At 39.4% G+C, this 14,051-nt stretch carries 12 protein-coding genes; all 12 read left to right on the forward strand.

The genetic code is table 11. The features are described from left to right. Nucleotides 1-549: 549 nt before the first annotated feature. The 12 genes from lspA to pyrE all read left to right on the forward strand — a co-directional run bounded on the left by lspA (nucleotide 550) and on the right by pyrE (nucleotide 13,654). Nucleotides 550-1,026, forward strand: a complete 477-nt coding sequence (gene lspA / locus FG383_RS19680) for a signal peptidase II (RefSeq protein ID WP_142609259.1) — start codon at nucleotides 550-552, stop codon at nucleotides 1,024-1,026. Next, nucleotides 1,026-1,955, forward strand: coding sequence for an RluA family pseudouridine synthase (locus FG383_RS19685; protein ID WP_142609261.1), 930 nt, complete (start codon nucleotides 1,026-1,028; stop codon nucleotides 1,953-1,955). The genes lspA and FG383_RS19685 overlap by 1 nt, the downstream gene beginning before the upstream one ends. Nucleotides 1,956-2,163: 208 nt before the next feature. Further along, entirely contained in the window at nucleotides 2,164-2,703 is a 540-nt protein-coding gene (pyrR, locus tag FG383_RS19690; protein WP_142609263.1) for a bifunctional pyr operon transcriptional regulator/uracil phosphoribosyltransferase PyrR, read from the forward strand. A 30-nt stretch (nucleotides 2,704-2,733) separates the two neighbouring features. Continuing rightward, nucleotides 2,734-4,035, forward strand: coding sequence for a solute carrier family 23 protein (locus FG383_RS19695; RefSeq protein WP_142609265.1), 1,302 nt, complete (start codon nucleotides 2,734-2,736; stop codon nucleotides 4,033-4,035). Between the two features lie 151 nt (nucleotides 4,036-4,186). Beyond that, entirely contained in the window at nucleotides 4,187-5,065 is an 879-nt protein-coding gene (locus tag FG383_RS19700) for an aspartate carbamoyltransferase catalytic subunit (protein WP_142609267.1), read from the forward strand. Nucleotide 5,066: 1 nt separating this feature from the next. After that, nucleotides 5,067-6,347, forward strand: coding sequence for a dihydroorotase (locus FG383_RS19705; RefSeq protein WP_142609269.1), 1,281 nt, complete (start codon nucleotides 5,067-5,069; stop codon nucleotides 6,345-6,347). After that, the gene (locus FG383_RS19710) at nucleotides 6,344-7,444 is read left to right on the forward strand and encodes a carbamoyl phosphate synthase small subunit (RefSeq protein ID WP_142609271.1); all 1,101 of its coding nucleotides are present in this window, start codon (nucleotides 6,344-6,346) and stop codon (nucleotides 7,442-7,444) included. Before FG383_RS19705 ends, FG383_RS19710 begins: the two co-directional genes overlap by 4 nt. Next, entirely contained in the window at nucleotides 7,437-10,634 is a 3,198-nt protein-coding gene (gene carB, locus FG383_RS19715; protein ID WP_142609273.1) for a carbamoyl-phosphate synthase large subunit, read from the forward strand. The genes FG383_RS19710 and carB overlap by 8 nt, the downstream gene beginning before the upstream one ends. Continuing rightward, the gene (locus FG383_RS19720) at nucleotides 10,631-11,407 is read left to right on the forward strand and encodes a dihydroorotate dehydrogenase electron transfer subunit (RefSeq protein ID WP_142609275.1); all 777 of its coding nucleotides are present in this window, start codon (nucleotides 10,631-10,633) and stop codon (nucleotides 11,405-11,407) included. The genes carB and FG383_RS19720 overlap by 4 nt, the downstream gene beginning before the upstream one ends. Next, the gene (locus FG383_RS19725; RefSeq protein WP_142609277.1) at nucleotides 11,404-12,318 is read left to right on the forward strand and encodes a dihydroorotate dehydrogenase; all 915 of its coding nucleotides are present in this window, start codon (nucleotides 11,404-11,406) and stop codon (nucleotides 12,316-12,318) included. The genes FG383_RS19720 and FG383_RS19725 overlap by 4 nt, the downstream gene beginning before the upstream one ends. Continuing rightward, nucleotides 12,315-13,025 (forward strand): orotidine-5'-phosphate decarboxylase, encoded by a 711-nt coding sequence (gene pyrF, locus FG383_RS19730; RefSeq protein WP_142609279.1) that lies wholly within the window; start codon nucleotides 12,315-12,317, stop codon nucleotides 13,023-13,025. Before FG383_RS19725 ends, pyrF begins: the two co-directional genes overlap by 4 nt. Then, a complete protein-coding gene (gene pyrE, locus FG383_RS19735; RefSeq protein WP_142609281.1) occupies nucleotides 13,022-13,654 on the forward strand; it encodes an orotate phosphoribosyltransferase in 633 nt (210 codons plus the stop codon). The genes pyrF and pyrE overlap by 4 nt, the downstream gene beginning before the upstream one ends. The last annotated feature ends 397 nt before the right edge of the window (nucleotides 13,655-14,051 follow it).

The raw sequence follows: 14,051 nt of genomic DNA on the forward strand, positions 1-14,051 counted from the left end.
ATAATGCATCTCAGTTTGTCGTCTCAATCCAAGTTAACTTGCTATTTTAAGGATTGGTTGCTTTCACTGGCAATTTGGTTGCTCTCATGCGGATTTGGTTGCTTTCAATAATTAATTGATTGCCCTAAGCCATTTATTGGATTCACCGAGACGAAATACTGCAGAAATTTTGTTTTTTGCGAGTTGCGACTGAATAAGTAAGCATTTTCTCTTTATTTTTGCAGCAGGTGGTTACTCCGGTTGAGGCCAACAGGATGTTGGCCTCGAAGGCATTGCCACACGATGTGGCGCTCTTAGCCTTTGTTCCTCTGTGAGCATAATGAGACTTCTCAGGCGTCCGCCTAAGCGGCGGTGAAGGCTCATCGCTTACCCAGCGGAAAGTGTCCGTCTACAGCGAAAATCACAGCGGACACTTTATACAACGCATTATCCCTATACTGCGCGAGCTATCCGTTAATAATGATTGCTACTTTCTTATTCTGTTTTTTTACGAAATGTTATATTGTATGGTAAACTAGGAGAGATTCTTTTAAATCGGGGGAATTTGATGTGTGGAAATTTTATGGACTAGCGGCAATTGTTATTGCCCTTGATCAGTGGACTAAATGGTTAATTGTTAAAAATATGGAACTAGGTGAACGTATACCTATATTGGACCCTTATTTTGCATTACTCTCTCATCGAAATCGTGGAGCGGCATGGGGAATGCTACAAGGTCAATTTGGTTTATTTACCATAATTACGATTATCGTTATTATCGGGATTATTTATTATTTTCATAAAGAAGCAAAAGGTAAGCCGATATTTCAAGCTGGATTAATGATGCTACTAGGCGGTGCAATAGGAAATTTTATCGATCGTCTATGGAGAAGAGAAGTAGTCGATTTTGCCGATGTATTAATACCAATCATAAATTATGACTTTCCTATTTTTAATGTTGCGGATGCGGCATTATCAATCGGTGTTGTGATGGTAATCATATTCATATTAAAAGAAGAACGAGCAGAAAAGAAAAAGGTGAAGTAATGGAAGAACAAACATTTGTAATAGAAAAAGAACAAGCAAAAGAGCGAATTGACAAAGCAATAGCTTCTTTTGAAACGGATTGGTCACGCACGCAAATCCAAAACTTTATAAAAGATGGACATGTGTTAGTGAATAACGAAGCTGCAAAATCGAACTATAAAGTAAAAGAAGGAGATGTCATTGTTGTCGCTCCACCTGAAGCTATTCCACTTGATATTGTTGCGGAAAACTTAGATTTACACATTGTCTATGAAGACGAAGATGTTGTAGTTGTATATAAACCACGTGGAATGGTCGTTCATCCTGCTCCAGGTCATGTAAGTGGTACACTTGTAAATGGGCTAATGTATCAAGTGAAAGATCTATCGGGTATTAACGGGGTACTACGTCCAGGAATTGTTCACCGTATTGATAAAGATACGACTGGACTACTAATGGTTGCCAAAAATGATGTAGCACATGTATCATTAGTCGACCAATTAGTAAAGAAAACAGTTACTCGTAAATACACGGCACTTGTACATGGACATATTCCACATGACAAAGGAACAATTGATGCTCCTATTGGACGTGATAAAAAAGAGAGACAAAGCATGGCTGTAGTAGATAACGGAAAGCATGCAGTGACCCATTTCCGAGTACTAGAACGTTTTAATAAATATACGTTAGTAGAGTGTCAATTGGAAACGGGAAGAACACATCAAATTCGCGTGCATATGAAGTATATTGGACATCCTTTAGCTGGAGATCCAAAATACGGACCGAAAAAAACAATTAATTTCAACGGACAAGTGTTACACGCAGGAGTATTAGGGTTTATACAACCTAAAACGGGCGAGTATTTGGAGTTTTCTTCCCCACTTCCGGAGGATTTCGAAAACTTAATTCAAGATTTAAAAAAACAATCCTTGATAAAAGAAGACGAGTAGATTATACTGAAAAAAGAAAATCGAATAGCTTCACCTTTAATAACAGTCCAGAGAGGCTGAGAAGGTATATGTGAAAGTGACTCACTATAGGTCTGCGGACTTTTCAGTGTGCCTCACCCTATTTAATTGCGCGCATACAACCACAACCTCTTGGGCATCTATAGCTCAAGAGGTTTTTTATATTACCGAAAGGGGGAAAAGAATAACAATGGCAGAAAAAGCAAATATTTTAGACGAACAATCGATCAAGCGAGCACTTACACGAATTGCACATGAAATTATCGAACGAAACAAAGGTATTGAACAGTGTATACTCGTTGGGATTAAAACAAGAGGTGCATTTTTGGCAGAACGACTTGCAAAAAGAATTGAACAGATAGAAGGTAAAGCAATCAAAACGGGGGAACTCGATATAACCTTATATAGAGATGACTTATCATTAAAAAATGGTACAGACGAGCCGTTAGTTCAAGAAGTCGATATAACACATGATGTGACGGGGAAAAAAGTAATACTAGTCGACGATGTGTTATATACAGGAAGAACAGTTCGAGCAGCGATGGATGCAGTAATGGATTTAGGGAGACCTGCACAAATCCAACTTGCTGTATTAATAGACAGAGGGCATAGAGAACTTCCAATACGGGCTGATTATGTAGGGAAAAACATCCCGACTTCTAGCAGTGAACGAATTGTTGTCAAAGTATTAGAAAAAGATGGATTAGATACAGTCACCATTTTTGAATAATAAATCTGGAGAAAAAGGGAGGAATCATCCATGTCAAATACCGTATTAGATGTAAATGAAAAACCATCTGGAGGTCAATTGATCACATTAAGCTTCCAGCATATGTTCGCCATGTTTGGTTCCACCATTTTAGTACCGCAGCTAGTGGGGTTAAGCCCTGCTATTGCACTACTTACGAGTGGAATAGCGACAATTATTTTCTTGTTAATTACGAAATTTCAAGTCCCTGCCTACTTGGGATCATCATTTGCGTTTATCGCTCCGATTATTATAGCGACAAATGGTAAGACAGATCCAGGCAACGCAATGATTGGAGCCATGTTCGTCGGGTTAGTTTACGGAATCGTGTCTCTTATTATTTGGAAGAGTGGATATAAGTGGATCATGAAATTATTGCCCGCAATCGTAGTAGGGCCAGTAATTATGGTAATCGGGCTTGGTCTTGCAGGTACTGCCGTAGATATGGCAATGAATATTCCTGTCGAAGGGACAGATTTAAAAGAATATAGTTTTCTACACTTCTCTGCAGCCCTTGTAACACTGTTTACTGCAATCTTCTGTACAATCTATTTTAAAAATATTTTAAGTACAATGCCGATTTTGATCGGTTTAGTAGTCGGCTATATTTACTCCATTATCATTGGAATAGTTAGTTTTGAACCGATTAAAGAAGCCAACCTGTTCGCTTTGCCCGACTTCTTAATACCGGGTGTACATTATGAATTTGTAGTAACTTCTAAAATACTACTAGTCATGGTGCCGATTGTTATCGTCACGATTTCGGAACATATTGGTCATCAACTTGTGCTTGGAAAAGTAGTGAATCGTGATTATATTAAAGAACCGGGTTTACACAGATCATTACTTGGTGATGGTTTAGGAACATTTGTCAGCGCATTAATCGGTGGTCCACCGAAGACAACATATGGCGAAAATATTGGTGTGCTAGCAATTACACGAGTGTACAGTGTATATGTCATTATGGGTGCAGCAGTAATCGCTATCTTACTATCATTCTTTGGAAAAGCAATGGCTGTTATTGCAACAATCCCAACTTCCGTTCTCGGTGGGGTTTCCATTCTATTATTCGGAATAATAGCAGCGAGTGGTTTACGAATGTTAGTAGAGGCAAATGTAGACTTTGGTAACAGCAGAAACTTAGTCATTGCGTCCGTCATCTTAGTAATCGGAATCGGTGGAGCAAAATTCATCGTATCAGAATCATTAAGTATAGAAGGAATGGCACTAGCTGCAATCATTGGGGTTATACTAAATTTGGTATTACCAGGAAGAAAAGAAGCGGAAACACCGAACTTAAATACAACAGAATAGGTAACCTTTTAAAAGTTGAACAGAGAGTCAGCAAAAGGTTCGGATAGATTGGTTGGGACTTCACTAAGAGATTCCTTTCCTTGTCTATGCTTAAACGAACCTTCTTGAGACTTTTCAAGAAGTTTTTTTTATAGAAAAGAGGAGGATTTACATGGAAAACTTAGTATCAATGAAAGATTTATCGGTGGAACAAATAACAGCAATTTTAAAAAGAGCAGAGGATTTTCGAGATGGTGCTACCTCCACATTGAAAAACAACTATACAATGGCAAATTTATTTTTTGAACCAAGTACTCGAACGAAAATGAGTTTTGAAATGGCGGAACGTAAATTACAGCTAAATGTACTCCCTTTCGATTCAGGCTTTTCAAGTACATTAAAAGGTGAGACGCTATACGATACAGTGAAAGTTTTAGAAGCAATAGGAATAGATGCTTTAGTAATAAGACATGAACAAAACAACTTTTTTGAAGAGTTAATAGGAAAAACGAAAGTAGCTATCATTAATGGAGGAGACGGGACTGGAAACCATCCAACTCAAAGCCTCTTAGACATCTTCACGATTTGGGAAGAATTTGGGACATTACAAGATAAAGTTATCACAATAGTTGGAGATATAGCACATAGTCGAGTTGCAAGATCAAACGCAGATGCCCTATCTAGACTTGGAGCAAAAGTGCAATTAGTTTGCCCGACAGAATGGCAAGGAGAGTTCGAATGCCTTCAAGATTTCGATGAAGTAATTGAATCTAGTGATGTAATGATGATGCTTCGAGTACAACATGAAAGACATAAGGAAAATGGGATATTCTCTAAAGAAGACTATCATCAAGCATTCGGATTAACTGTGGAAAGAGAACGAAAAATGAAAGATGGCGCGATTATCATGCATCCAGCTCCATTTAATCGAGACGTTGAAATCGCGAGTGAATTAGTAGAATGTGATCGCTCCAGAATTATGAAGCAAATGGAAAATGGTGTGTACGTCCGTATGGCAATTACAGAAACGATATTGAAAGGGAGAGAATAACATGACAAAAATTATTCAAAACGTTCAAATAGTTAACAATGCAGGAGATTTCGAAAAAACTTCGGTTGTCATCAAAGAAGGAAAAATAGCAGAAATCGGAACAAATGTAACAGCTGAACATGCCAATGTTATAGACGGAAAAGGAATGCTTCTCTCACCTGGATTTATCGATGTTCATGTCCATTTACGTGAGCCAGGTGGTGAGCAGAAAGAAACAATAGAAACAGGCACAAAAGCAGCCGCTAAAGGTGGATATACAACGATTTGTGCCATGCCAAATACACGACCTGTACCTGATACAGCGGAAAATTTCTCACATGTGCTTGGTTTAATAGAGAAAAATGCGCTAGTACGCGTGCTACCATATGCATCGATTACGATACGTCAGGCTGGAAAAGAAAGAACAAATATTGAAGAGTTAAAAAATCTTGGTGCGTTTGCTTTAACGGATGACGGAGTTGGAATACAAGCAGCAGGTACTATGCTGGAAGCAATGGAGGAAGCGGCGAAATTTAAAATCCCAGTTGTTGCGCATTGTGAAGATAATACACTTATTTACGGTGGTGTAATGCATAAAGGAAAAAGAAACGAGGAATTAGGATTAAAAGGAATTCCATCCGTTTCTGAATCAGTACATATTGCGCGAGATATTCTACTCGCTGAAGCTGCAGGAGCCCACTATCATGTGTGCCATGTAAGCACAAAAGAATCAGTGCGTGTGATACGAGATGCTAAAAAGGCCGGAGTTCATGTAACAGCAGAAGTAAGTCCTCACCATTTACTCCTTTGTGAAGATGATATTCCATCCAATGAAGCTATTTGGAAAATGAATCCTCCGCTCCGAGCAAAAGAGGATATGTTGGCACTTCGTGAAGGTTTACTAGATGGAACACTCGATTTCGTAGCAACAGATCATGCTCCACATACAGATGAAGAAAAGGCGTATGGTTTTGAAAAAGCTCCATTCGGTATCGTCGGACTAGAAACAGCTTTCCCACTTTTGTATACACATTTCGTCAAAACGGGAGAATGGACTTTACAGCAATTACTTGACTCTTTAACGACTAAACCATCTGACGTTTTCGGCTTTGAATTTGGGAAGTTAGAAGTTGGAGCACCAGCAGATTTAGTTTTAATAGACTTAGAAAAAGAACAAGCAATTGATAAAGAATCATTTTTATCAAAAGGGAAAAACACACCGTTTGACGGATGGGTTTGTGCGGGGTGGCCGCAAGTAACTATTTATAACGGAGAAATCGTATGGCAGGAGGGGAACGTATGAAAATGAGATATTTACTACTAGAAGATGGAACAGTTTTTAAAGGGAATGCATTTGGAAGTGAAGAAGGGTCATTCGGGGAAGTTATTTTCACTACCGCTATGACTGGCTATCAAGAATCCATTTCGGATCCATCGAATTGTGGTCAAATATTAACATTTACCTATCCAATGGTCGGTAACTACGGGGTGAACCCGGAAGATTTTGAATCTATTGATCTTGCACTTTCAGGAGTAGTTGTAAGAGAACTTGCAGAGCAGCCATCCAATTTTAGAAGCCAAAATACATTACATGAATTTTTAGAAGCAAAAAATATTCCAGGTATTGAAGGAATTGATACACGTAAATTGACACGAATTATCCGCAACCATGGTTCTTTAAAAGGAAAGCTGACAAAAGCTGGAGAAGAAGTGAACATAGCGGAAGAAATAGAAAAATTGAAAGCAACAGTTATTCCTACAAATGTCGTTCAGCAAGTTTCCATCACTCGTCCATACCCAAGTCCTGGCCGTGGAAAAAGAGTTGTATTAGTCGACTTCGGGATGAAACACGGCATTTTAAGAGAATTAAATAAACGTGATTGCGACATTACTGTAGTTCCGTATAATACATCTGCAAAAGAAATTTTAGGTATGTTCCCAGACGGGGTTATGTTATCCAATGGCCCTGGGGATCCAACTGATATTCCTGAAGCAATCGAAATGGTAAAAGAAATCATCGGTCAAGTTCCGATTTTCGGCGTATGTCTTGGACATCAGCTAATTTCTTTAGCTAGTGGTGCAACTTCATTCAAATTGAAATTCGGGCATCGAGGGGGTAACCATCCAGTAAAAGATTTAAAAACTGGAAGAACAGAGCTTACTTCTCAAAACCATGGTTACTCAATTGATGCAGATTCCATCGAGAACACAGATTTGGAAATTACCCATATCGCTTTAAATGATGGTACTGTAGAAGGAGTGAAACATAAAAAGTTCCCTGTGTATTCCGTACAGTTCCATCCAGAAGGTTCATCAGGTCCAGAGGATTCTAAGCACTTATTTGATCAATTTATCGAATTAATGAATGCTAATAGCAAAAAGGAGAATTCACATGCCTAAACGTAAAGATATCGAAACTATTTTAGTAATTGGTTCTGGACCAATTGTCATCGGTCAAGCAGCTGAATTTGACTATGCTGGTACACAAGCTTGTATTTCATTGAAAGAAGAAGGCTATCGAGTAATTCTCGTAAACTCGAATCCTGCAACGATTATGACAGATACAGAAATAGCAGATAAAGTTTATATCGAGCCAATTACTTTACCTTTTGTAAGCAAAATTATTCGCAAAGAACGACCTGATGCGATTTTACCTACTCTAGGTGGCCAAACAGGCTTGAATATGGCAATTGAGCTGGATGAATCCGGTATTTTAGATGAATTAGGCATTGAAATTTTAGGTACGAAGCTAGAAGCAATTCACAAAGCAGAAGACCGTGATCTATTCCGAAACTTAATGAATGAACTTGGAGAGCCAGTACCAGAAAGTGATATTATCCATAATATAATTGAGGCAAAAGCATTCGTTGAACGAATTGGATACCCAGTAATCGTACGTCCTGCTTTCACTTTAGGTGGAACAGGAGGTGGTATTTGCCATAATGATGCAGATTTAGTAGAATTCGTAACGAGTGGCTTAAAGTATAGCCCAGTAACACAATGTTTACTTGAAAAGTCAATCGCAGGCTATAAAGAAATCGAATATGAAGTAATGCGCGACTCTGCGGATAACGCAATCGTAGTATGTAATATGGAAAACGTCGATGCAGTTGGGATTCATACAGGGGATTCGATCGTAGTAGCACCGACGCAAACTTTATCAGACCGTGAAAACCAAATGCTTCGAAATGTCTCTTTAAAGATTATTCGTGCATTAAAAATTGAAGGTGGATGTAATGTGCAATTAGCACTCGATCCATATAGCTTCAATTATTATATTATTGAAGTGAACCCACGAGTAAGTCGTTCATCTGCACTTGCATCTAAAGCAACTGGGTACCCAATCGCAAAGCTTGCTGCAAAAATTGCGGTAGGTCTTTCATTAGACGAAATGATGAATCCAGTTACTGAAAAAACATATGCTTGCTTTGAACCGGCACTTGATTATATCGTGGCGAAGATTCCGAGATGGCCATTCGATAAATTCGAGTCTGCTAAACGTAATCTTGGTACACAAATGAAAGCGACTGGAGAAGTAATGTCTCTAGGACGTACGTTTGAAGAAGCTATTTTAAAATCCGTTCGTTCACTAGAAACTGGTCACTTCCATATCGAAATGAAAAATCCTGAATCTATCACAGATGAGTGGATGGAAAAGCGTATTCGCCGAGCTGGTGATGAGCGCCTATTCTTCATCGGTGAAGCACTTCGCAGAGGAGTATCAGTAGAACAAATCCATGAGTGGAGCCAAATCGATTTATTTTTCTTAAATAAATTACAAAATATTGTGCAGTACGAAAAAGAGATTCAAGCGAAACCATTCGATCAAGAAGTGTTATACAAAGCAAAACGTATGGGCTTTGCAGATAAAACAATCGCAAAATATTGGAATGTGAAAGAAATCGAAGTGTACAATTTCAAGAAAGAACATAACATCGTACCAGTATATAAAATGGTCGATACTTGTGCAGGAGAGTTCGAATCAGAAACTCCATACTTCTACGGAACATATGAAGAAGAAAATGAATCTATCCGCACAGAAAAAGAAAGTGTCATCGTACTTGGTTCAGGTCCGATTCGTATCGGTCAAGGGGTAGAATTCGACTATGCGACGGTTCACTCTGTTTGGGCTATTAAAGAAGCAGGGTATGAAGCAATCATTATAAACAACAACCCTGAAACAGTTTCCACTGATTTCTCTATCTCAGATAAATTATACTTCGAACCATTAACGGTTGAAGACGTAATGCATATTGTAGACTTAGAACAACCAAAAGGGGTAGTCGTTCAATTTGGTGGACAAACAGCGATCAACCTAGCTGCTGCTTTAGAAGAAAGAGGCGTAAAAATTCTAGGTACTACACTCGAAGATATTGACCGTGCAGAAAATCGAAACGAATTTGAAGCTGCTTTACATGAAATCGATATTCCTCAGCCACTTGGTAAAACGGCGGTTTCAGTAGAAGAAGCAGTAATAATTGCTAACGAAATTGGCTACCCAGTTCTAGTTAGACCTTCCTATGTCCTTGGGGGACGTGCGATGCAAATCGTTTATAACGAGCAGGAGATTCAACACTATATGGAGCATGCAGTAGATGCAAGTCCAGAAAAGCCAGTGTTAATCGATCGTTACTTAACTGGTACGGAAATTGAAGTAGATGCAATTTGTGATGGAGAGAATGTGTTAATACCAGGAATTATGGAGCATATCGAACGCGCAGGGGTTCACTCTGGTGACTCTATTGCGGTATATCCACCACAAAAACTGTCACAGCAGCATATTGATACGCTTGTAGACTATACAACTAGACTTGCAAAAGGGTTAAAAATTGTCGGGTTAATGAATATCCAATACGTCATCTCAAAAGATGAAGTATATGTAATTGAAGTAAACCCACGTTCAAGCCGTACAGTACCATTTTTAAGTAAAATCACTTCCATTCCAATGGCGAATATTGCAACAAAAGCGATTTTAGGTCAATCTATCATAGAACAAGGATACACTCCAGGACTTGCTCCGAATAGACAAGGTGTATATGTAAAAGTACCAGTATTCAGCTTTGCGAAGCTTCGTCGAGTAGATATTACGCTCGGACCAGAGATGAAATCTACTGGAGAAGTAATGGGGAAAGACATTACACTGGAAAAAGCATTATATAAAGGCTTAGTAGCAGCTGGTATGGAAATAAAAGATTATGGTTCCGTATTAATGACAGTTTCGGACAAGGATAAAGAAGAAGCTATAGAAATCGCTAAACGATTTAATCATATAGGCTTCCGTATTATTGCAACAGAAGGAACGGCAAAAGCAATTCAAAAAGCAGGCATTCCAGTAGATATCGTAGATAAAATTGGTTCAAAAGGTACGACAATATTAGATGTTATTCAAAAAGGAGACGCACAATTTGTTATTAACACACTAACAAAAGGGATGCAACCAGAACGTGACGGATTCCGCATTCGTAGAGAATCTGTTGAAAATGGTATTCCATGCTTAACATCTTTAGATACAGCTGAAGCAATGCTACGTGTCATTGAATCCATGACTTTTTCCACAGAAACAATGAAACATGAGGAGGTTCGTTCATGATTAGACAAGGACAAATGCAAGTCGTAAAACAGCAACAAATCGCGGCGAACATTTTTGAGTTAACATTAATTGGGCAACAAGTATTAGATATGAAGCAACCAGGTCAATTTGTCCATATACGTGTGTCTGATCAAATGGAACCATTGCTGAGAAGACCGATTAGTATTTCATCCATCGACAAAGAAACGTTAGAGTTTACTATGATTTACCGTGCAGATGGAAGAGGAACGACGCTCCTTTCGGAAAAAAAACCAGGAGCTCAAGTCGATGTACTTGGGCCTCTTGGAAATGGGTTTCCGATAGAAAAGATAGAAGCAGGTCAAACTGCGTTACTAGTAGGAGGAGGAATTGGGGTACCACCACTTTATGAGTTATCTAAACGACTTGTAGAAAAAGGTGTAAAACCAGTACATGTACTCGGATTCCAATCAAAAGATGTTGTGTTTTACGAAAGAGAATTCCAACAGCTTGGAAAAACGCATATTGTAACAGCAGATGGTAGCTACGGTCATAAAGGATTTGTTACAAATGTGTTAGAAACACTTGAAGATGATTTCGCCGTTTACTACAGTTGTGGACCAACACCAATGCTTAAAGCTCTTGAAGAGATGTATCCGGAAAAAGCAGGGTATTTATCTTTCGAACAGCGTATGGGCTGCGGAATTGGTGCGTGCTTTGCATGTGTATGTGAAACGACAGAAAAAACAGAAGCCGACTATGTAAAAGTTTGTTCAGATGGTCCAGTGTTTCAGTCAGGAGTTGTTCGTGTATGAATAGATTAGCGGTTGAATTACCAGGACTTTCATTGAAAAATCCAATCATGCCGGCTTCTGGGTGCTTTGGCTTTGGGAAAGAATATGCAAAATTGTATAATCTATCGCAGCTTGGTGCAATTATGATTAAAGCAACGACATTAGAAACACGACTTGGAAATCCGACACCACGGGTAGCAGAAACACCTGCCGGGATGTTGAATGCTATCGGATTACAAAACCCAGGTTTAACGAAAGTAATGGAGAATGAACTTCCTTGGTTAGAGCAATACGATGTGCCAATTATCGCAAATGTAGCTGGAACACTAACAGAAGACTATGTTGCAGTTGCGAAAAGCATTTCACAAGCACCTAATGTGCATGCACTGGAGTTAAATATCTCTTGTCCAAATGTGAAGCAAGGTGGTATTACTTTTGGAACAGATCCGGTAGTTGCAGAAGAATTAACTCGGGCTGTGAAAGAAGTATCATCTGTGCCGGTATATGTAAAACTTTCCCCGAATGTGACAAATGTAAATGATATCGCAAAAGCGGTAGAAGCAGGCGGAGCAGACGGAATTACGATGATTAACACGCTGCTTGGCATTCGTTTAGATACGAAAACAGGTAGACCAGTAATAGCGAACGTAACAGGCGGATTATCTGGACCAGCGATTAAACCAGTTGCTCTACGTATGGTGTATGATGTGGCAAAACAAGTATCTATCCCAATTATAGGAATGGGCGGTATTTCGACAATTGACGACGTGATCGACTTCTTATCAGCAGGAGCAAGTGCGGTTGCTATAGGCACGGCGAACTTTGTCGATCCATTTGTATGTCCAAATTTGATCGAACAGCTTCCAGAAAAATTAGATGAACTAGGATTTGAAACGGTTACAGAGTTAGTTGGAAGGAGTCATCGATTATGAAAAATAGCCCAATTATTGCGTTAGATTTTGCTTCAGCCGAAGATGTATATCAATTTTTAACTCCATTTGAAGAATCGTTATTCGTTAAAGTAGGGATGGAGCTTTATTTGCAAGAGGGTCCATCGATCGTCTATAAGCTGAAAGAAATGGGACATGATGTATTTCTTGATTTGAAATTACATGACATTCCAAATACAGTCGGGCAGGCGATGAAAGGACTGGCACGATTAGGTGCTGATTTAGTCAATGTTCATGCTGCTGGTGGAGCGGCAATGATGATTGCTGCTCGAGAAGGATTAGAAGCTGGTACAACTGCGGGCAATAAAAGACCATCTATTATCGGTGTAACACAGCTAACGTCCACTTCTGAGAAACAAATGCAAGAAGAGCAACTGATCGAAACAACGATCGATGCATCTGTTGTTCACTACGCAAAATTAGCAAAAAGTGCTGGACTAGACGGTGTCGTCAGCTCCGTTCTCGAAGCGAAGAAAATTGTGGAAGTATGCGGCGATGAATTTTTGCGAGTAACACCAGGTATTCGCTTAGCAGAAGGAGAGGCACACGATCAAATCCGTGTAGCGACCCCAAATAACGCAAGACTATTAGGTGCTTCACATATCGTCGTAGGACGCGCGATTACAAAAGCAGAAAACCAAGTACAAGCTTATAAAAACATATTAAAAATGTGGGAGGAACACGCATGACATTAGAAAACTCCATCGCAAAAGCGTTGCTCGAAGTAGGAGCAGTTGAATTAAAACCAAATGATCCTTTCACATGGGCTTCCGGTATTAAATCACCCATTTACTGTGATAACCGCATCACGATGTCGTCTCCAACGATACGAAAAGAAATTGCACAGGGATTAGCCGAAGCCATTGAAAAAAACTTCCCAGCAACAGAAGCGGTAGCTGGAACGGCAACAGCAGGAATCCCACATGCAGCTTGGGTGAGTGATGTACTTGAACTTCCAATGATGTATGTTCGTTCTAAAGCAAAAGAACATGGTCGTGGCAATCAAATCGAAGGTAAAATCGTCCAAGGACAAAAAGTAGTTGTTATTGAAGATTTAATCTCTACTGGCGGAAGCAGCCTAGTTGCCGTAGAAGCACTTCAAAAAGAAGGCTTTGAAGTACTAGGGGTTGTTAGCATTTTTACATATGGACTTCCGAAAGCAGAGCAAGCTTTTAAAGAAGCAGGCATTTCTTTTGTGAGCTTAACGAATTATAATGCATTGACAAACGCTGCGAAAGAAGCGGGAACAATTGCAGAATCAGATTTACCGATGCTTTCGAAATGGCATAATGATTTAAAAGAAGGATTGTTGAAATAAAAGTGAAAACGCAAGCAGGGAAATGGATCGTTTACCTGCTTGCGTTTTTTTATACTTTAGGAATAAGGTATGCCATTTTTTGTATCGAACGCGATATAGGGATACTGCGTGGTAGTGCGTTGAATAAAGTGTTCGCTGGGATTTTCGCTGCAGGGCGGACGCTTTCCGTGGGGTGAGCGATGAGCCTTCACCGCCGCTTAGGCGTCGTTATGAAGTCTCATTTTGCTCACAGAGGAACAAAGGCTAAGAGCGCCACATAGTGTGGCAATGCCTTCGTGACCAACATCCTGTTGGCCTCGGCAGGGGGCGTCGCCTACAGCGAAAATCTATGGTAAAGACTAACTTATCAGAATCTAATAGTAAAAATAAATGGTTGAACGAGACAATATTCTCTTTG

Source organism: Psychrobacillus soli, from assembly GCF_006861775.1.
Lineage (GTDB): Bacteria > Bacillota > Bacilli > Bacillales_A > Planococcaceae > Psychrobacillus > Psychrobacillus soli.